We start from the raw sequence: 20,347 nt of genomic DNA on the forward strand, positions 1-20,347 counted from the left end.
CGCTTGCAGACGTCCAGGATCGAGTAGAATCAACGCCATGCGCTTCGTCCAATAAATTTAAACCGGACAGCCGTGGGCTTGTCCCGGCCATCCACGTTCTTTCATGCAGAGGCCGAAAACGTGGATGCCCGGGACAAGCCCGGGCATGACGAATGGAGAGGCTAATTTTCAGGAAAGGGCGGCGAAGGCCGCAGAAACTCAGAGCCCGCGGTTCAGTCGGCTGGCCTGATATTTGGCGTGCCATTTCGGGCCAGGGCCACGCATGTAGTGCAGTTCGGGACGATAAGGGTTGCCCGCGATCTGTACCAATTTCTGCCATTTGCTGGCGACGAAGGTGAAGGGCTGGCGGAGCAGGGTCAATGAAGCGAACATGGCATCACCTCAATGGGGTTTGCCGAGCATGGCGGTGAAGGGGAGATCGAATATTTCCTCGCCGTCGTCGTCGCTGATATGGATCACCCAATCGCGCCAGTCTTCTGCGCCGGGCGTCTCGATCATCGAGCGCATGATCTGGGCGGCGCGGTCGCGCGCCTCGGTCAGATTGGCGACTGCGGTGCCGTAGCGATCGATCAGCGTGCCTTCGGCATTCGAGCAGTGGAAATACATCTGAACCATAGACGCCTCCTCTGGAAAGCGATTTGGACGGCATATCGGTACCACCCGAAACGATCGAAAAATATTCGGGCCAAGCCCGGTAAGGGAATCTACGGAGGTTGGTCGGCTCCATGCGCCCTGCAGGTTTGATCACAGGCCGGTGATGTCCAACTGGACGGGGCCTGCACGGCGTGGAACAACCTTCGACCGAAAGTCGGGGGCGCCGCTGTGAATCAGCTCACATTCCAGGATGGACGGCGAAGCTTGCGTGCAGGTATCGCCACTTTGGCCGCGATCATTCTCGGCTTCGCCTCGCCGTCCGCGTCCGAACCGGTGAGGAAAAGCGGCTACGCGGTGGGAGCGGAAACCTGCGGCAGCGGCGATCTCGCCTTTCCCAAGCTCCGGATCGACATGAAGGCGGGCTTTTGCGCCGGCCTCGTTGCCAGCGAGGAGGACCATCTCAAATTTCCGCGGTCGATCATCCAGGTACCCGGCCGTGACCTGTTCGTTGTCGCCGACATGGGCGGTTGGGGCCACGCCGATGGCCGGCTGCTTCTGCTGGATCCACGCGCGGCCGGCGGCCAGCGGTTCAAGGAGCTCCTGACCGGGATCGAATATCCGTTCGGCCTCGTGATCGGTCCGGACAAGAAACTCTACGCTTCGACCGCCGAGACCATCTTCCGGTTTGATCCGCTCGCGGACAATCCGCGCGGCACGGTCGAGACCATCATCCGTCACATGCCGGGCCGCCGCATCACTCTGCCGGATGGGACCAAGCTCGACGAGGCCGCACATCCGCTCAAGCAGTTCGTGTTCGATCGCAACGGGCGGCTGTTCGTCAATGTCGGCGCCCATAGCGACGATTGCATCACGCCGGCGCCGATCACGAGGCCATGCGCCGCGGCCGAAGGCGCCTCCGCGATGGCTGCAATCTGGCTGTTCACACCGCCATCAGGCGGCGTCTTCCCGGCATTGAGGCCGAACGATCCCGATCCACCCCATACGATTTACGCGCGGGGCCTGCGCAATTCGCTGGCGCTGGCGCTGCATCCGAATTTCCCGGACGCGGGCTACGCCTTCCTGCAAGGAGAGAACGGCCGCGACCTGCCTGATATCTTCAAGCCGAACGAGGAGATTAACGCGATCGAGCAGGGCAGGCATTACGGCTGGCCCTATTGTTACGACCTGTCGACGCCGAGCCCCGAGTTCAGGCTCGTGCTGCAATCCGGCGTGTACAAATCGCTGTGCTCGGCCAATGCGCTCTATAAGCCGCCGTTCTCGCTGTTGCCGCCGCACGGTGCACCGCTCGCGATGCTGTATTATCACGGGGCGAAATTTCCGGAGCTGGAAGGCAAGCTGCTGGTCGGCCTGCATGGCTATCGCCCGACTGGCAGTCGCATCCTCGTCTACGATGTCGACGACCACGGTTTTCCAAAGTCCGCTCCGGCCCCGGTGCGCTACCATGTCAGTTGTGCGGCCGATCCGACCCACAATTTTCAGACCGAGGCCGGCGATGTCGCCGCCGCACCGTTCGAGGAGTTGATCGCAGGCTGGCACCGCGTCAATGGCGCGCGGCCGCAAGGCGCCCCCGTCGGCATGACTATCGCGGAGGACGGTGCGATCTGGCTGGTCGAGGACAAGAACCAGACCGTCATCCGCATCGATCGCGCCGAGGGCGATCCGTCGCCGCCGCTGCCCTGCGATACGCGCAGCCAGGCGCTGATTGACCAGCTTGCCTCCTTCGTCGCCAAGGATGCACAGAACAAGATCCGGCTCACCAGCTTGCGCAAAAACCTCGTCGAAAAGCATTGCGTCGGCTGCCATTCCGATTTCGGCCTGAAGGCCGGTCAGTCCGATGCAGAAAAGGACGCGACCATGCTCCGTTTCATGCTGTCGCAGGACGGCTGGATTTATCCGGGCGATCCGGCGTCCGGCAAGCTGCGCACGCGGCTGCGCGGTATCGGCGCGGAGAAGCTGATGCCGCCCGGCGGCGAGAGCCTGCCGAAGACCGAGCCCGGTTACGCAGCTCTGCTCAATACCGCTGACCTGTTCGTCGCGAAGATGGTTCCGGGAACGCCGATGCGTATCAAGCCCGGTCTGCCGCAGCGCAAGTTTTTCAGCAAGACGAACAAGGAATGCGGCGAAATACCGGCCGCCAAGGTCGTCGTCGTGACACAAAGGAACGCTGTAGACAAACCGGGTTTCAGCCGGTTTTTCCGGCCGGCCGATCCTTACCTGAATGGCGAGTGCAGCGACGACGATGGCTATTACATCCGGCAGGAATTTCTGGTGCCTGTGCAGTAGCCTTCTGCTCGCCGTTGCCGCGCCGCTGGCGGCAGCCGAAACGAAACTGTTCGAAAGTGTGCAGGTCACGCCTGCGAGCGAATACACCTTCGGTATTGAAGGGCCTGCCGCCGATCTCGATGGCAACCTCTTTGTCGTCAATTTCGGCAAACCCGGCACGATCGGTAGATTGCCCGCGGGTGGTGCGGCCTCGGAAGCCTTCACGCAGCTGCCCGAGGGCAGCGTCGGCAACGCCATTCGCTTCGATCGCAACGGCACGATGTTGATCGCCGACTACAAGAAGCACAACATCTTTGCGATCCCGAAAGGCGGCACCGAACCCGGCGTCTGGTTTCACTCCGACGAGATGAGCCAGCCCAACGACATCACGGTCGCCCGCGATGGCACGATCTATGCGAGCGATCCGAATTGGAAGGGCCGCGAAGGCCACATCTGGCGCATTGCGAAAGCCGCCGACGGCTCGGTGCAAGGGCAGATCATGCCAGCGCCGCGCGCGATGGGTACCACCAACGGCATCGATCTCAGCCCCGACGGCAAGACGCTCTATGTCGGCGAATCCAGCAATGGCCAGGTCTGGTCCTACAGCATCCGTGGCAACGAGCTGATCGACGCGAAACTGGTCAAGGCGTTCCAGCCCGACACCATCGACGGCCTGCGCACCGACGTCGCCGGCCGCCTCTACATCGCGCGCATTCTCAAGGGCACGATCGCGCTGATGAAGCCCAATGGTGCAGTCGAGCGCGAGATTGCGCTCAAGGCCAAGGAGCCGACCAATCTCGCCTTCGGCGGCAGCGACGGCAAGACCGTCTTCGTCACCCAGCGCCAGGGCGGCTTCATCGAATCCTTCCGTACCGACCAGCAGGGCCGCGAGCACTGTCTCCAGCGTGGCCGCTGCTGAGCAATTCAGAGGCGACCTGCTTTTCGCGCAGGGCGGTGCCACGAGGGCGGCATTCTTCTTGCTTGCTTCCGGCGGCTGCAGGGATCAAGACAATCTGTGGCATCGTCAAAAGCGACCACGGAGTGTTTGAGTGAAAGCCGTCCATACCGAACTGCATCGCAGCCACGATCCGCAATTCTTCCTGGTTCGCGGCGTCGTCAAGCGCACCACCGAGCAGCCTGAGCGCGCCGATCGTCTGCTCAAGGGATTGAAGGACGGCAAGCATCAACTGGTCGAGCCGGCCACATTCGGGCAGGGCCCGCGCGCCCGTATTCACAGCCCGGAATATCTGTCGTTCCTGAGCGAAGCCTGGGACGCCTGGACCGCGCTCGGCGATTCCGGCCCGGAGATGATCGGTAACATCCATCCCGTACGTCATGCCGCGACCTATCCCACCCACATTGTCGGCAAGCTCGGCTGGCACACCGCCGATACCGCAGCGCCGATCGGCCCGGGCACCTGGGCCGCGGCCTGCGCGGCGACGGATGTCGCGGTCACGGCGGCGCAGATGGTGATGGACGGTGAAGATGCGACTTACGCGCTCTGCCGTCCGCCCGGTCATCATGCTTATCGCGACATGGCCGGCGGCTTCTGCTTCCTCAACAACAGCGCGATTGCCGCGGCACATCTGCGGCAGAAGCACGAGCGCGTTGCGATCCTCGATGTCGACGTCCACCACGGCAACGGCACGCAAGGAATCTTCTACGCGCGGCCGGATGTCTACACGATCTCGATCCACGCCGATCCGACCGCCTATTATCCCTTCGTGTGGGGCTATGCGCATGAGCGCGGCGAGGGGGCCGGCCTCGGCGCCAATCTCAACATTCCGCTGGCGATCGGCACCGGCGACGATGGCTATATCCAGGCGATGGACGTCGCGCGCAAGGCGATCGAGGCTTTTGCCCCCGGCGCCCTCGTGATCGCGCTCGGTCTCGATGCCTCCGAGCACGATCCGTTGAAGGGCCTCGCCGTCACCACGCCCGGCTTCCGCCGCATCGGGCAGGCCATTGCGAAGATGGGCCTGCCGACCGTGTTCGTGCAGGAAGGTGGCTATCTCTCGGATATACTGGGCGCCAATCTGACCTCGGCGCTGGCGGGGTTTGAAGAAGCAAGGTGAGGTCTCTTTTGCCTCTCCCCGCAAGCGGGGCGAGGGACAAAAACTAGAACATCCCGCTCGCGGCCAGCGCCTTGCAGACGTGCTGCATTTCGGTCTCGTCCGCGACCATGTCGAGCATGACCGTGGTCAGGCCCTTCGCTGCAAACTGCTCCAGCTTCGCGCCGATCTCGGCATGGCTGCCTACGAGATAGGGGCAGTCGGCCTGGAAGGTGAGGTACGGCAGCAGCCAATAGCCATTGTCGGCGAGCTCGCCGCTCTGGCCCTCATATAGTTGCCGCTTCCAGACGGAATCCGAATTCTCTACGGTGAGCGCGAGCAGCTCGCGATCGTCAGGATTGTCGCGGAAGCGGGCTTTCGCCGCCTGCCGTGCCTCCTCGCTGCTCTCGCGTGCGAAGATTCCAAAATTCATTCCTGATGCGATGAGGCCACGATCGAGGTCGGGCGGCAGCATCTGCATCTTGATGCAGCCGGTCTCCTCGGCGACGCGCTGCGCCGCCTCCGATTGCCCCGCGATCAGAAATTCCGGCATCAGCTCGGCCGGCAGGCGCGGCCGCAGCTGCAGATTATTGGCGCGGTAGAACCGGCCGTTGACATTCACCGGGCGCGGACTCGCGAGCAGCTCACGCATCAATGCGACGAACTCGCCGAGCCGGACGTAGCGGTCGGCATGCGACTGCTCGTCGCCGAGCCCCTGCAAGTCGCTGATCGCGGTGCCCGTGATCATGTTGAGATAGATCTTGCGGCCGTAGAGCTGCGCAAAGGACGACACGAACTTCGCCACCGTGAACGGGTGCATGTAGACCGGATTGACGGCGATCAGCGGCGAAGATCGCGTCGTCGCTGCCATGATGTGCTGGGCCATCGCCCAAGGCTCGACAAACACGTCGTTGCCTTCGAAAAGCAAAATGCCTTCGAACCCATTGCGGTCGGCAAACTCGGCCACCCGCATCAGCTCGCCGACATATTTCTGGGGATCGCGGTTGCGCGAGATTGCGGGAAAGACGCGCAGCCGCGCCACCATCACTCCGCCGCTTCCTGGAGCGGCCAAGCGTTGCGGGTGATGCGAAGGCCGCCGGCCGCGCGGGAGCCGTCGGCGATCGCCAGGCGGTGCGAGGGTGAGGGCGAGCACAGCGAGAAGCGCCAGCCGGCGGGATCGTCGGCGATATCCGGCTTGAAGCTGATCTCGATCGTCTCCCGCGACACCTGCATCGCAAATGCATCGAGCGGCAGATTGAGCCCAAACCCTCTGGCCTTCAGATAGGCTTCCTTCAACGTCCAATAGTCGAAGAAGCGCTCGATCGCAGCGCGTTCCGGCAGGCAGCGCAGCGTTTCGACCTCTTCCGGCGCAAAGAATCGGAGCGCGGTCGACAGCGGCGCGACGCGCCGCGACACGGTCTCGACGTCGACACCGACCGCCTCATGCTTCGATACGACGCAAGCAACGCAGCCGTCGGCGTGGGACAGGCTGAAATGCAGCGGCGCCGAACTCTTGGGCGCCGCGACAAAGGGCCGCCCGTAGCGGCCCGTCGAAAACGACCAATCGGTCGGCGCGACATCGGGAGCCGCGTACGAGAGCGCCATGCGCAACATCGCATGCGCGAAGATATATTGCCGCTGATGCCGCTCCAACATGAAGCGGTCAGCGCGGATTCGTTCGTCGACCGAGAGCAGCCGCCGGCACGCATCAACCGCGCCCGGCGAGTCAATGCTCTCGATCAGTCCGACAAACAATTCAATTCCGTCGTCTGCCATCAAATGGGCCCATAGCGTCAGGTGGAGGCCAAATCCGGCCCTGACCGAAGAATCAAGCGACCAGAGAGCAACTGAGCGAACCGCTTCTAGCGGCCCACTCCGGCAAATTCTTGTCGATTGCTGGCCGGTTTACAGGCGCAAGCTTGTGCGAGACCCCAACTCGACAGGCGAGCGGCCAACTTGAAAATGAAATCTGAAGATTCGTGCAGCGTCCCGGCCGACGAATCTTACTTCTTCTTCTTGGCCTTTTTCTTCCCGCCCAGCATCGAAAGGCTGGCGTCGACGTCCTTCAGTGCGGACTGGAGCTTCTTCTTCTCGTCGGTGAGCAGCTTCTGCAGGGCCTTGCGGTCCTTGTCACTCAACGAGGTGCCCTTGGTAAATTTGATGAAACCCATAACGCTCCCCCGGTTGAAAATAATCGTCCAAATCAAAACGCGAGAATCATCTTGCGCGCTGGCGCCAAATAATCAAGATGCAACTTGGTCATTCACAGTTCTGGCGCGTGAACCCTTATTCGTCTGTCCTGCACAACCGGTCATGCCGCTCGGCGATCGAGCAGCCGGTGGAGCGGCGCATTGGGTTGGGTGAGGGCGTCCTCCAGCAGCGTGACGAGATCCTCCATCCAGGCGCCGACCACGCCGCCGTCGAGCAGCTCGCGCTTGTAATTGCATGAACCCGTAATTCCGTTCGGGCGCTCCTTCAGCATCAGCGACAGCCAGGTTTGGTCGACCGGCAGCACCGGCTGGCCTTCGCGCGCGACGTTTCCGATTGATCGCACCGTCACATTGGGCAGGTCGAGCGGCTGACGCAGCGGATTTTGCAGCGTGAAATAGACCTGGAGCAGCGAGGCCGGATCGATGCCTTCCTGCTCCAGATGATCGGCGAGGATGTTGAACGGCAGCTCCTGCCGCGTATGCGCATCGAGCACGCTTTGGCGCACCCGGCCCAAGGCCTGCGTGAACGACAGATCCGGCGTGATTTGGCTGCGGACGATCACGGTGTTCTCGAACGGGCCCACGATCCGCTCGGTGTCCGGCTGGGCGCGGTCGGCCATGGCGGTGGCGACCGCGATGTCGGTGCGTCCGGTCTGCGCCAGCAGCAGCGCCTTCAAGCCGGTGAGCAGACACATGAACAGCGTGGCGTTGTGCTGGCGCGCATAGGCCGTGAGGCGGGCGACCAGGTCGTGCTTCAGGCTGAGCGGATGATGGCCGCTCGATGCGCCCGGGCGGGCCTTGCCGTCAAACAGAGGAGCTGCACCGCGCAAATTCTCGGTCCAGTCGGCAGCCTGCCGGCGGGCCGCCTCGGTACCGCACCACCAGCGTTGCCAGCGTGCGACGTCGGAGAATGCGAGCGGCATCTTCGGCAAAGGCGCCGACGGATGGCCCATCAGCGCGGCGTAGCGGCTCGACAATTCCTCGAACAGCACGCCGATCGACCAGCCATCAGCAATGGCGTGATGCAGCGTCAGCAGCAAAATATGATCCTCGGCGTGAAGGCGCAGCAACCGTGCCCGCAGCAGCGGCGCCCGGGCGGCGTCGACCGGGGTATAAGTTTCCTGCGCAATCAGGAGCTCGATCTTCCTGCGCTCGAGCGCCCTGCGTCGCTTGTTGTTGTGGGGCAGCCCGTCACCGATGGTCTCGACGGTCAGGACAGGGCCTAACATGGCTGGCGCATCGATGCGGCTAACCGGTTCCTCGCCGTTCCAGCCGAACGCTGTCCGCAATGATTCATGGCGGCGCACGATGTCGTCGATCGCCTGCGCCAGCAGGCGTGGATCGATCGGACCCTCAAGGTGGAAGGCGAAGGGCAGGTTGAACAGCGGCAAGTCGGGCAGGTTCTGCTCGATCTGCATCATCTGCTCCTGCGCGATCGACAGCCTTGGAGCTCCAGTTTCGGACAGGCGCGGGACGGCCGTCACAGGCTTTTGCAGTTTCGTGGCCACGGCCTCGTCGACCCGCTGGGCGAGTTCCTCGATCGTCGGCGCCTCGAAAATGGTCTTGATCGGCAGCGAGACCCCGAGCGCACGGGCAACGCGTGCCATCGCCTGGCCAGCCAACAGCGAATGGCCGCCAAGGTCGAAGAAATTGTCGGTGACACCGAGGTTCTCGACCTTCAGCAGATCAATCCAGATGTCGGACAGCACCTTTTCGGTGAAGCGTCGCGCCGGCACGGCCGCCTCGGTCCCTGCGGCTTCGTGCTGCGCGGGCGCGAGCAGGGCGGAGCGATCGAGCTTGCCATGGGCATTCAGCGGCACCTGATCCAGGAACAGGAACGCCGACGGGATCGCATGGCCCGGCAGCCGGCTCTTGAGGAAGTCGCGCAGCTCGTTGGCGCTGGTCTGGCTGCCGGATTGGGCGACAATATGGGCGATCAGCCTGACATCGCCATTGGCATCGCGCCGCGGCTCGACGATGCCGGCGCGCACACTTTCGTGGTCGGCAAGCGCAGCCTCGATCTCCTTGAGCTCGACGCGGTAGCCGCGGACCTTGACCTGAAGGTCGGCGCGACCGAGGCATTCGATCGTCCCATCGGCGCGGCGCCGGGCGAGGTCACCGGTACGGTACAGCCGGTTGCCCTCTGCGCGCGCGAACGGATCGGGGATGAAGCGTTGCCGGCTCTGGGTGGGATCGTTGATATAGCCGCGCCCGACGCCGGCGCCCCCGATGCAGAGCTCGCCAACCACGTCGATCGGCTGCGGCTCCAGATGAGGACCGAGCACGTAGAGCTGGGTATTGGGCAGTGGCGCACCGACGGGAACGTTGATCGATGTTGCGGCGGGCGCCTTGGTCAACCGATGCAGGGAGACGTCGTCGGAACATTCAGAAGCGCCATAGGCGTTGATCAGCGGCACCTTCGGGCAGCGGGCGAACCACGCGCGGCAAAGGTCGACCGGCAGCGGCTCGCCGGTCGAGATCAGAAGCCGTAGCTTGACAAAGGCGCGCTGCATGGGCGCCTCGTCGAGGCGTTCGAGGATCACGCGGAGCAACGAGGGCACGATCTCGAGGACCGTGATTCCCTCGCGTTCGATCTCCCGCGCCAGCAGCATCGGGTCCTGCACGACCGAATTGCCGCAGACATGGACGCGTGCGCCGGCCATGGGACCGGCAAGGAACTGCCAGACCGAGATGACAAAGCTCTGCGGCGCGGTCTGCGCGATCACGTCCTTAGGCGTGAGGCCCAGCTCGGAAATGAGCGATGCCAGATGGTTCGACAGCCCGCGTTGTTCGATCATGACACCCTTCGGCGCACCGGAGGAGCCGGACGTGTAGATGAGATAGGCGAGGCTCGAACTCGCGCGCCGCACCGCGCGCACCGGCCTGACCGAGTCCCGCGCCAGCGCATCCTTGATCTCGGCGACCTGGATGCGCGCAACCAGCGGCTCGAGCAGTGCGTCGACCATGGCGGCCTGCATGCGCCCCGTCAGCAGTACGGTTGCGCAGCTCGATCCGAGGATGGTTGCGAGCCGTGCCGGTGGCTGCTCGGGATCGAGGTTCAGGAAGGCCGCGCCGGCGCGCCGCACTCCAATCATCGCGGCGAGCAGGTCGGGGCCGCGATCCGCCAGCAGTGCGACCACCGCCTCCGCGCCAACGCCTTCGCGGGTAAGCCAGCGCGCGATCGCCTGGCTCCGGCGTGCCAGCTCGCGATAGCTCAGGGCGAGATGTCCATCGGATACGGCAATGGCATTCGGCGTCTTCTTTGCTTGCCGCTCAAAGCGTTCGCAGAGATTGCCGCGCGTGGTGAAATTGGCCGTCCGGCCTTTCGCGGGCAAGTTCCGGCGTTCCGCGTCCGTCAGCAGCGGCAGGCGCGAGATGCGCTGCTCGGGATTGGCGATGACCGCCTTGAGCAGGGTTTTGAATTGAGCGGCCATGCCCTCGATCGTCACCGCGTCGAACAGATCGCTGGCGTATTCGAAGAAGCCGGTGAAGCGGCCCTCGGCCTCGACCAGCTCGAGCGTGATGTCGAAGCGCGCGACTCTTGGGTCGACCTCCAGCCGGCGTGTCGACAGGCCGGAGAACCGCGCGGCCTCGATCGAGGCGTTCTGGAGGATGAACATGATCCGGAACAACGGATTGCCATCCGTCCTTCGTGCGATCTGCAACACGCGGAGGACTTCCTCGATCGGAAGGTCCTGGTTGCGAAAGGCATCGAGCGTGACCTGGCGCACCCGCCGCAGCATTTCGCCGAAGGTCGGATCACCGCCAAAATCGTTGCGCAGGATCAGCGTGTTGGCAAACAGTCCGATCAGGCGCTCGCTTTCGATCTGGTTGCGGTTTGCGATCAACGATCCTGTCGCGACGTCCTCATGCCCGGTATGACGGAACAGCAGACACTGGAACACCGCGAGCAGCGTCATGAAGGGCGTCACGCCCTGATCCTGGCTCAGCGCGCGAATGCCGGCCGAAAGCGGCTTGGAGAATTCGAAATAATGACGAGCGCCGTGGCCGCTCCAGACCTCTGGCCTCGGCCGGTCGGTCCGCAGCGGCAGCGTGGTGACGCCGTCGAGCTGCGCCCGCCAGTAATCGAGCTGCTCCTTCGCTGCGGGAGATTGCGCCCAGCTCTGCTGCCACCGCGCAAAGTCGCGATATTGGAAGCTGGGTGAGGGCAGCTCCGCCGCGCTTTGCTTGCGCGGCCCGGAATACGCTGCGGCGAGCGCCTCCCAGAACAGCCGCTGCGACCAGCCATCGGTGACGAGATGATGGACGTTGACCACCAGCGCATGGCTTGATTTGTCGAACGAGAGCAGCGTGACCTTCAACGGCGGCTCGCGGGCGAGATCGAACGGATATTGCGCGAGCTTCAGCGCCTCGCGCCTGACGACCGCCGGCAGCCGGTGCGCAGGACAGGGTTCGAGCTTGATGCGCTCGAACCGCGGCAGCGTCTGAAGCACGCGTTGCACAGGCTCGCCCTCGCGTTCGACGAAGACCGAGCGCAGAGCTTCCTGGTTTGTGCAGATCGACGCGAGGCTCGCGCGTAGCGCTGCGACGTCGACCACGCCCTTGAGCAGAGCGACCTCGACGACATTGTAATTGTAGCGCGTCTGGTCCAGACGTGAGAGCACATACATCCGCTGCTGCTGGAACGATAGCGGCGCGTCTTCCCCGGAAGTCGTCTGGCGCCACGCCGGCAGCATCGGATCGCGATGCGTCGTGGCCTCGATCCGGGCCGCCAGGGCCCTGACCGTGGCGCAATCAAAGATGTCCTCGAAGGAGAAGTCAACGTTGAAGCGCTCGCGCAGGCGCGAACGCATCTGCGTCGCCGCGAGCGAATCCGCGCCGAGTGCAAACACGTCCTGATCGACGCCTACTCTCGGAAGCTCGAGCAGATTGGACCAGATCTCCGCGAGCTGGGCCTCCAGCGCGTTGCCCGGCTGCTGCTTCTCGTCGTCGCCATGTTCCGTTGAAATCAGCGCGGCCAGCGCGTTGCGCTTGACCTTGCCGCTGGCGCCCTTCGGCAGCGCGGCGACGCTGCCGATCAGGCTCGGAACCTTATAGGCGGCAAGACGTTTGCGCGCGAACTGGCGCAGTTGGTCGGAGGTCGCCCCGGAATCGGAACGCAGCACCACGACGGCGGCGACGTTCTCGCCGAGCTTTGTGTGGGGAACGGCGAAGACCCCGGCTTCCAGCACCGCCGGGTGGGTCAGCAGCACCTCTTCCACCTCCAGCGGCGACACCTTCTGCCCGCCGCGGTTGATGACGTCCTTGATGCGGCCGACGATGAAGAGATAGCCGTCGGCATCGAGATAGCCGAGATCTCCGGTCCGGAACCAGCCATTGCGGAACGCGGCCTGCGTCGCAGCCTCGTCGTTGTGATAGCCACGGCTCATGTTCGGCCCGCGCAGCATGATCTCGCCACGCTCGCCGCTTGCAAGCGCGCGGCCGGTCTCGTCCATGATCGCGATCTCGGGACCCGCGGCGCGGCCGACCGAGCCGATCTTGCGCAGCTCGAACGGATTGGCTGCGATCTGCGAGGCCGCTTCGGTCATCCCGTAAGTTTCGAGCACGGGGACGCCGAACGTCGTCTCCAGTCCGTTCAGGATCGCGGGTGCCAGCGAGGCCGAGGCAGAGCGGATCACGCGCAGCGATGACGATCGGACGCGGTCGGGGTCGGCTTCGGCCGCTGTCAGCAGCGCGCGATGAATGGTCGGCACGGCCGTGTACCAGGTTGGTTGCAGATCCCGCATCCAGCCGAAGAAGGACGGCGCGTCGAAACCATTGGTGCAGATCACGCTGGAGCCCGCCGCGAGTGCGGTCAGAAGGCCGGAGATCAATCCATGGGCGTGAAACAGCGGCAGCGCGTTGAGCAGGCGATCATGCGGAACGAGTGACAGCACGCGACCGGCATTTTGTGCGGAGAGACACACATTGCGGTGCGTCAGCGGCACCATCTTCGGCCGTGCCGCCGTGCCCGACGTCAGCAGGATGAACGCATCGTCCTCGGCGCTCGCGCCGCCATTCGTGCTGGCCGGACCGATCGTCGGGCCAGTGAATTCGCAGCCGCCGAGATCCGTCTGCGGCCCCGGCACGAAGTCGATCACAGCGATATCGAGCGTCTTGGCGACGTCGCGGCTTGCTGAGTTCATGTCGGCCCGCGTCACGAGCGCCGTCAGCTTCAATTCGCTGAAATAGCGTTGCAGTTCGTCCGCCGTCAGATCGGGATTGACGGGGACGCAGGCACAGGCCGAGGCAACCGCGATCAGAGCCAGCGCGCTGTCGGCTCCTCGCGGCAGCGCAACAGCGATCCGGTCGGAAGATGCAATGCCGAGCCCGCGCAGCGTTTGGACGAGATGTTCGATCCTGGCGCCGAGCGCGCCATAGTTGAGCGGCGGCCGGCCGGGGGCGAGCAGAGCGGGCGCCGTCGGCGTCGTTCGGGCGTGGAAGGCGAGAAGGCGGCCGACAGTAACGGCTTCGGCGCCGAGGCCGTCCGATCCCTCTTGCTCCCGGGATGCAATCCCCGACAATGCCATTCCTTTTTGATCCGATTGGGCTATTCTTCCCAAGAGTTAGGGAATGCGTCCAGTCCGAGGTGAAGTTTGGGCCCCAAAATCTGTGGTTGAGGGACCTTAAGCCCTTCGACGGAGAGAGTGTCGGGCGGGATCACCATGCTGGAGAAAGAGGCCGAGACGGAAGTCGGATTGAAGCGCTGGCTCGAAGGCGTCGGTCTTGGCCACTACACCGACCTTTTCGCGCAGCACCGCCTCGATCTGGACGTCATGGGGGACCTGACCGAGGCGGATCTTGCCGAGCTCGGACTGCCGCTCGGCGATCGCAAGCGGCTGCAGCGAGCGATGGCCGCGCTGTTTCAGGCCGAGACGGCGGAGGCGCCGGTCGCACCCGCGCGCCCGCCGGCTCGTACCGAGGTCGGCGCCGAGCGGCGTCAGCTCACCACCATGTTCTGCGACATGGTGGACTCCACCGCGCTCTCGGCCCAGTTCGACCCCGAAGACGTGCGCGACATGATCGCGAGCTTCCGCGAAACCTGCGTGCGCGTGGTCAAGCATTACGAAGGCTTTGCCGCCCGCTTCGTCGGCGACGGCATTCTGGTCTATTTCGGCTATCCGACCGCGCATGAGGACGATGCCGAACGCTCGGTGCGCGCCGGGCTCGAGATCGTGCGGGTGCTCTCGACGGCGCGCGCGATCGAGCCGCGCGGTGCGCTCAGCCATGCTCCCGCCGTTCGCATCGGAATCGCGACCGGCCTCGTCGTGGTCGGCGACCTCGTCGGCCATGGCACGGAAGAACGCGATTCCGCGGTCGGCGAGACCGTCAATCTTGCCGCGCGTCTGCAGGCGCTGGCGCCGCCCAACGGCGTGGTGATCTCCGCCTCGACGCAGTCGCTTCTGAAGGGCAAGTTCGACTATCGCAATCTCGGCGCCCATGCGCTGAAGGGCATCTCGGAGAAGGCCCAGGCCTGGCACGTCGTGCGGGCCACGCGCGTGGAGACCCGCTTTGCCGCTGCCATGGGCACGCGGCTGACCCCGCTCGTCAATCGCGAGGAGGAAATCGCGCTGCTGATGGGGCGCTGGCAGCAGGTCAAGGACGGCGACGGCCAGGTCGTCGTCAAGTTCGGCGAGCCCGGCATCGGCAAGTCGCGCATCATCCAGGAGATTTTTGAGCGGATTTCGGGCGACCGGCACGGGCAGGTCTCGTTCCAGTGTTCGCCCTACTACACCTCGACGGCCTTCTATCCGTTCGTCGAGCAGCTCAAATTCTCGCTCGGCCTCGACCGCGAAGATGCGTCCGCGTTGTCGTTGGCGAGCCTGGAGACGGCGATTGCTGCGGCCCACGGCGATATCGAGCAGGTGGCGCCGCTGTTTGCTGCCCTGTTGTCGATCCCAACCGGGGAGCGCTATCCGCCGCTCGATCTGTCGCCGCAACAGCAAAAGGACGCGACTGTCGCGGCGCTGGTCAATCACTTCCTGGGCCTCGCGCGCGAGATGCCGCTGGTGATGGCCTTTGAGGATCTGCACTGGATCGATCCGACCTCCCGCGAGGTGGTCGATCTCCTGGTCGACCGGGTGCAGAACCGGCCGATCCTTGCCATCATCACCGCGCGCTCCGAATTCCAGCCGAGCTGGAACGCGCATTCGCATATCACCACGCTGGTGCTGAACAGGCTCAGCCGGCCGTTGCGCACGACGCTGGTCGAGCGCGTTGCCGGCAGAGAGCTTCCCAAGGAGGTCGTCGAGGAGATCATCGTCAAGACCGATGGCGTGCCGCTGTTCCTGGAGGAGTTGACCAAAACGGTCCTTGAATCCAATCTCCTGACCGAGCGTCACGGGCGTTACGTGCTGTCGGGTCCGTGGCGGCAGCTCGCGATCCCGGCGACGCTGACGGACTCGCTGATGGCGCGGCTCGACCGGATGGGGCCGTTCAAGCGGATTGCGCAGATCGGCGCCACCATCGGCCGCGAGTTCTCCTACGAGACCCTGCACGCGGTCGCGAGCACGCCGGCGGAGCAGATCGAGGCGGCGCTGACGCATCTGGAGGAGGCGGGGCTGATCATGCGCCGCGGCCATCCGCCTGACGCGCTCTACTCCTTCAAGCATGTGATGATCCAGAACGCGGCGCATGCAAGCCTGTTGCACAGCGAGCGTCGCAAGCTGCATGCCAGCATCGCCCAGGTGCTTTCCGAGATGTATCCGGAGAAGACCGAGCGCGAGCCGGAGCTGCTCGCTTATCATCTCACCGAATCCGGTCAGAGCGAGGGCGCGGCGAGCTTCTGGCTCAAGGCCGGCAAGCAGGCGGCGAGGAGCGGCGCTAACCTGGAGGCGATCGGCCATCTGCGCCGGGGCTTGAGCGTGGTGCAGGCCAATGCGCGCATGCAGGGGGCCGACGAGATGGAGCTGGAGCTGCGCATTGCACTCGGCAATGCGTTGATCGCCGCCAAGGGCTACGCCGTGCAGGAGGTCGAGGAGAACTACATCCGCGCCCTCGAGCTTGGCCAGCAGCTCGACGACGACGAGAAGGCCTTTGCCGCCACCCGTGGGCTCTGGGTCTGCCATTTCATCCGCGCCGACCTCACCCGCGCGCACGATCTCAGCGTCGAGCTGTTGAAGTTCGCCAAGCGCGAACGACTGAACGAGCGGGCGGAGCCCGCGCAGCAGACCGGCTATCTGATCGAGGCGCACCGCTCGATCGCGATGACGATGCTCTATCGCGGGCGCTTCGCGGCCGCGCAGCATCATCTGCACCGCTGCATCGATCTCTACAGTCCCGATCTGCACTCCGATTTGATGGAGCGTCACGGCACCGATCCCGGCGTCGTCTCGCTGTCCTATCTCGGCTACCTTCTCTGGTTCCTCGGCCAGCCCGATGCGGCGCGCCAGCACAGCGAGCAGGCGATCCAGCATGCGGAGAAGATCCGCCATCCCTTCTCGCTTGCCTTCGCCTTGGTGTTCGGCGCCTATCTCTGCCAGCACTTGCGCGATATCGAGGGCACGCGCGATCATGCCAACCGCGCCATGATTATCGCCACCGAGCACAATTTCCTGCACTGGAAGCAGCAGGCCACGATCCTGCGCGGCTGGGCGCTTGCGCAGCTCGGCGAGGCCGAAGAGGGCATCAGCCAGATGCGCTCCGGCCTCGACGAATACGAGGCAATGGATTCCTGGCTTGCCGGCTGCTGGTTCCGCTGCCTGCTCGCGGAAGCCTATGCCAAGGTTGGCATGCGCGATGCCGCCCTGCGCGCACTGGATGGTGCGCTGGCGACCGCGAGACGGACCGGCGATCACTCCTACCTTGCCGAGGTCTATCGCCTGCAGGGTGAGATCACTTTGTCGGACGGCAATCCGGCTTCGGTGCAGGATGCCGAAGATTTGTTCGCCCTGTCGCTGGAGACGGCGCGCAAGCAGGGCGCGTTGTCCTGGGAGCTCAGGACCGCTATCAGCCTTGCGCGTCTGTCGCATGAGGCCGGCAAGCGCGAGCATGCGAGCCTTCTGCTCCTGCCGATCGTCGGCAAGTTCAACGAGGGCTTCCTGACGCCGGACCTGAAGCTCGCCATGCAGCTCGTGCACGAGCTCGGTGGCGACACACCCGCTCGTCCGCAGGCCGATCCGGTGAAATGAGCGATTTGTCCGCTGCGCGGGCGCGCTATGTCGAACTGATTGCAAAGCGGGAACGGATCTCCTCGGCGCGCCTCCTCGCAGCCCTGGCGGCGGTGCCGCGCGAAAACTTTCTGGCGAAGGGGCCGTGGCGCATCAAGAGCGAGGCGGCGCGCAGCTATCGCCTGACACCCGATGCTGACCCCGTCCATCTCTACGACAATGTGCTGGTCGCCGTCGACGCGCGCCGCAAGCTCGACACCGGACTGCCGAGCCTGTGGGCGCACTTCATCGATGTGCTCGACGTCGGAGAGAAGAACCGTGTGGTCCAGATCGGCTGCGGGCTCGGCTATTTCTCGGCGATCCTGTCGGAGATCGTGGGCCCGAGGGGCCGGGTGGAGGCCATCGAATGCGATGAGCGGCTCGCAGCGCGCGCAGCGGCTTATCTTCGCCCCTATCCGAATGTCGGGGTTATCAGCGGCGATGGCTGCCGGGACATCAGCGAGCCGGCCGATGTCATCTTCGTGCATGCCGGCTTCTCGCATCCGCATCCGCTCTGGCTTCAATCGCTCCGCCCGCGCGGCCGCCTGCTGGTGCCGCTGACGCAACGGGACCGTGAAGGTGCCGCCCTCAAGATCACGCGCAAGGGCAGGGCGTTCGAGGCCGAGGCGGTGCAGCAGATCCGGATCTTCCCTGGTCAGGGCCGTGGGCTCACGGCGCTCGACGATCGCGTTGCCGACTGGTGGCAGCGGGCATCAACCCTGGCGCCGCTGCGCTTTCGCGGCATCGCGCAGGGGCTGCCGTCGGATGGCTAACAATGCCTTCCTGCGTTAGGTCCTAGACGTCCTTCGTGAATTTGCTGATGACGTCCATGAACGGCTTCGGCTTGAACTCGCCATCGAGCGGCAGCGGACGGTTGGGCTGCTTGTCCTTGCGAGTGACGATGCCGTTGATCCAGCTGTAGCGGTCAGAAATGCCCCAGGTCAGGATCGAGCGTACCGGCCCGCTGGTCGAGATCGCCGTCAGGAGATCGTCGACACGTTTGGCAACGATGGCGTCGCGTTCCGAAGGACTTCCCGTCAGCTTCTGATCGTCGACGTCGAGTTCGGTGACGTAGACCTCGAGGCCCCATGCGCGGAGCTCGGTGACGAATTCGGCGAGCCCATGGGTATCGATCTCGAGCTCGGCATGCAGATGCGATTGCAGTCCGACCGCGTGCAGCGGCACGCCCTGGTCGAGCAGGCTCATGATGAGATTGCGGAAGGCCGCACGCTTGGCGATGAACGAATCCTTGGCCGACTCGATATCGTATTCGTTGATCGCGAGCTTGACGTAGGGATCGGCCGCGGCCGCCGTGCGAAAGGCGAGCGGAATCCAGCGGTCGCCGAGATGTTGCGTCCAGAACGTATCGCGCCGGTCGGTGACGCCTCTGGGATTGTCGGGGATGGGCTCATTGACGACGTCCCACGAGGTCAGCTTGTTCTTGTAATAGGAGACGACGGTCGAGATGTGATCGACGTAGGCGCGTTCGATACCCTTCGAATCCTTGATCTGCTTGGTCCAGTCTGGAATGTCGTGATACCAGGCAAGGGTGTGGCCGCGCATGGCCAGATCGTTCTTCTGCGCGAAATCCCAGATGGCATCGGCGCGCTCGAAGGCGAAGGTGTGCGCGTCCGGCCGCAGCATCGGCCATTTCAGCTCGAGCACCGGCACCACCTGGGTGCAATAGGTGCTGATGGCCTCGCCGACCCGCGGGTCGGCTTGCAGGTCCCAGAGCGTGGCGGCCGCCCCATAGCCCGGACGACGCTGCGCAAGCTTCGACACCGGCAGTGCTGACGCCGAGGTGCTCGCCGCGAGTGTTGCGGCGCTACCGAGGAGAAATTGTCGTCTGTCGAGCTTCGTCACGCGGCGGCAGTCCTTCCGGAACCAACGCGCCATCGTACCAAGCGGTGCCTTGCGACGCCTGGGTTTCCCTTTGTTGGGTTAACTTTCGCGAACGGCCCTGTCAGCGCGCCTGGCGCTGCATCGCCGCCTCGGCGATGCCGTAATAGTGAAGCGCGCCCTTTTCGAGCGTGAGATTGTCCATCACATAATCGCGAGGCGCGAAGTCGCCCGCACTCACGTGCGACCAGAAGTCGCTCCAGCCAGAGACGAAGCCGGTCGCGTCGATGAACTTGCGGCCGCAACGTGCATCGAAATAGGGCACCGAGGACACGCCGCCTTCGTAATTCACCCTGTCGGGAAAATACTCCGGGTCCTGCCAGGGCCCGCCGCGATCCCAGGCGAACACGGGCACGCCGCTCGACAGCGCCTGCTGGCAGGCGATGCCCTGGCTCTCGTGCTCGCAGAGAAAGACCATGCTGCGGCAGCGCGCCAGCGCTGTCCTGTAGTCGTCTTCCTTGTAATGGCCGTAGCGGATCACTTCGACCGAGCGGCCGCTCGCTTCGAGATGCCGGCGGATCGGCCCGATCAACTCGCTCTCATAGCGCGCGTGTTCCCAGCGCACCTTGTCGTAGAGCAGCACGTCGACGCTCTTCTGCGCGGCCGGCGTTGGCGTCCACAAGTCGGTTTCGATGCCGACCGGCCACACCTCGACATGCGGCCAATACGGCCGGCACATCTCCGCGTACCAAGTGCAGGGCACCAACATGGTCTTGGTGTTCAGGTCTTGGAGACGCTCCGGCATTTCGATCGGATGGTTGTACATGACGACGCCGAGCAGGAGCGGGTTCTGCCATGCAAACCAGTCGAGCACGAAAGGGCGCCCGATGATGCAGGCGAGCTCCTCCGGGTGCTTGCGGGCATGGCCGTAATCGTTGACGCGGTAGCGGATCCCGACCCGGTCGAGCCCGGCACAGAGATTGAGGAACACGCGCCGCTGGCCGCTGATCCAGGATTTGCCGAGCAGCATGCGCCGCAGCAGCGGCCGGACGTGGCGGTCGCCCGGAAACCAGCGGTCGTCCCTCTCCTCGAAGAACAAATTGAGCGTCATCCGCTCGCCCCCGTCAGCAGGAGAGGCCGGGACCAGGGACGCATCCGTCCCGCCATGGGGCAGGGAGGCCGGGTTTGCCCGCAAACGTTCGACAACGTCCATCTTAGTCAC

General features: G+C 64.4%; 13 protein-coding genes. 5 read left to right on the plus strand and 8 right to left on the minus strand.

What is annotated here, in order from left to right; translation table 11 throughout:
• Positions 1 to 198: 198 nt before the first annotated feature.
• A complete protein-coding gene (locus JQ587_RS23865; protein WP_212299988.1) occupies positions 199 to 372 on the minus strand; it encodes a hypothetical protein in 174 nt (57 codons plus the stop codon).
• A 9-nt stretch (positions 373 to 381) separates the two neighbouring features.
• Positions 382 to 615, minus strand: a complete 234-nt coding sequence (locus JQ587_RS23870; protein ID WP_187437037.1) for a DUF6894 family protein — start codon at positions 613 to 615, stop codon at positions 382 to 384.
• 207 nt (positions 616 to 822) lie between these two features.
• Here JQ587_RS23870 and JQ587_RS23875 point away from each other — a divergent pair, with 207 nt between their 5' ends.
• The 3 genes from JQ587_RS23875 to JQ587_RS23885 all read left to right on the plus strand — a co-directional run bounded on the left by JQ587_RS23875 (position 823) and on the right by JQ587_RS23885 (position 4,952).
• On the plus strand, positions 823 to 2,898 hold the full coding sequence (locus JQ587_RS23875) for a PQQ-dependent sugar dehydrogenase (RefSeq protein ID WP_212426899.1): 2,076 nt from the start codon (positions 823 to 825) through the stop codon (positions 2,896 to 2,898).
• Positions 2,855 to 3,796 (plus strand): SMP-30/gluconolactonase/LRE family protein, encoded by a 942-nt coding sequence (locus tag JQ587_RS23880; protein ID WP_212299986.1) that lies wholly within the window; start codon positions 2,855 to 2,857, stop codon positions 3,794 to 3,796. Before JQ587_RS23875 ends, JQ587_RS23880 begins: the two co-directional genes overlap by 44 nt.
• A 130-nt stretch (positions 3,797 to 3,926) precedes the next feature.
• Entirely contained in the window at positions 3,927 to 4,952 is a 1,026-nt protein-coding gene (locus JQ587_RS23885; RefSeq protein WP_212426900.1) for a histone deacetylase family protein, read from the plus strand.
• 43 nt (positions 4,953 to 4,995) lie between these two features.
• On the opposite strand, the gene JQ587_RS23890 is transcribed toward JQ587_RS23885, so the two are convergent.
• The 4 genes from JQ587_RS23890 to JQ587_RS23905 all read right to left on the minus strand — a co-directional run bounded on the left by JQ587_RS23890 (position 4,996) and on the right by JQ587_RS23905 (position 13,668).
• Positions 4,996 to 5,976, minus strand: a complete 981-nt coding sequence (locus JQ587_RS23890) for an LLM class flavin-dependent oxidoreductase (protein WP_212426901.1) — start codon at positions 5,974 to 5,976, stop codon at positions 4,996 to 4,998.
• A complete protein-coding gene (locus JQ587_RS23895; RefSeq protein WP_212426902.1) occupies positions 5,973 to 6,704 on the minus strand; it encodes a 4'-phosphopantetheinyl transferase family protein in 732 nt (243 codons plus the stop codon). Before JQ587_RS23895 ends, JQ587_RS23890 begins: the two co-directional genes overlap by 4 nt.
• A 227-nt stretch (positions 6,705 to 6,931) precedes the next feature.
• Positions 6,932 to 7,099, minus strand: coding sequence for a hypothetical protein (locus JQ587_RS23900; RefSeq protein ID WP_212426903.1), 168 nt, complete (start codon positions 7,097 to 7,099; stop codon positions 6,932 to 6,934).
• A gap of 140 nt (positions 7,100 to 7,239) precedes the next feature.
• Complete coding sequence (locus JQ587_RS23905; protein WP_212426904.1) at positions 7,240 to 13,668, minus strand: non-ribosomal peptide synthetase; 6,429 nt, start codon at positions 13,666 to 13,668, stop codon at positions 7,240 to 7,242.
• Between the two features lie 135 nt (positions 13,669 to 13,803).
• Between JQ587_RS23905 and JQ587_RS23910 the strand changes: the two genes are divergently transcribed.
• Together JQ587_RS23910 and JQ587_RS23915 are read left to right on the plus strand one after the other, a co-directional pair.
• Positions 13,804 to 17,268, plus strand: coding sequence for an ATP-binding protein (locus JQ587_RS23910; RefSeq protein ID WP_212426905.1), 3,465 nt, complete (start codon positions 13,804 to 13,806; stop codon positions 17,266 to 17,268).
• Positions 17,265 to 18,059, plus strand: a complete 795-nt coding sequence (locus JQ587_RS23915) for a protein-L-isoaspartate O-methyltransferase family protein (RefSeq protein ID WP_212426906.1) — start codon at positions 17,265 to 17,267, stop codon at positions 18,057 to 18,059. Before JQ587_RS23910 ends, JQ587_RS23915 begins: the two co-directional genes overlap by 4 nt.
• Positions 18,060 to 18,081: 22 nt before the next feature.
• Here the strand turns inward: JQ587_RS23915 and JQ587_RS23920 are convergent, their stop codons facing one another.
• Both JQ587_RS23920 and JQ587_RS23925 read right to left on the minus strand, forming a co-directional pair.
• On the minus strand, positions 18,082 to 19,149 hold the full coding sequence (locus JQ587_RS23920; RefSeq protein ID WP_212426907.1) for an endo-1,4-beta-xylanase: 1,068 nt from the start codon (positions 19,147 to 19,149) through the stop codon (positions 18,082 to 18,084).
• A gap of 100 nt (positions 19,150 to 19,249) precedes the next feature.
• A complete protein-coding gene (locus tag JQ587_RS23925) occupies positions 19,250 to 20,338 on the minus strand; it encodes a glycosyltransferase (protein WP_212426908.1) in 1,089 nt (362 codons plus the stop codon).
• Positions 20,339 to 20,347 lie beyond the last annotated feature (9 nt).

This window comes from Bradyrhizobium manausense, from assembly GCF_018130615.1.
GTDB classification, from domain to species: Bacteria; Pseudomonadota; Alphaproteobacteria; order Rhizobiales; family Xanthobacteraceae; genus Bradyrhizobium; species Bradyrhizobium manausense_A.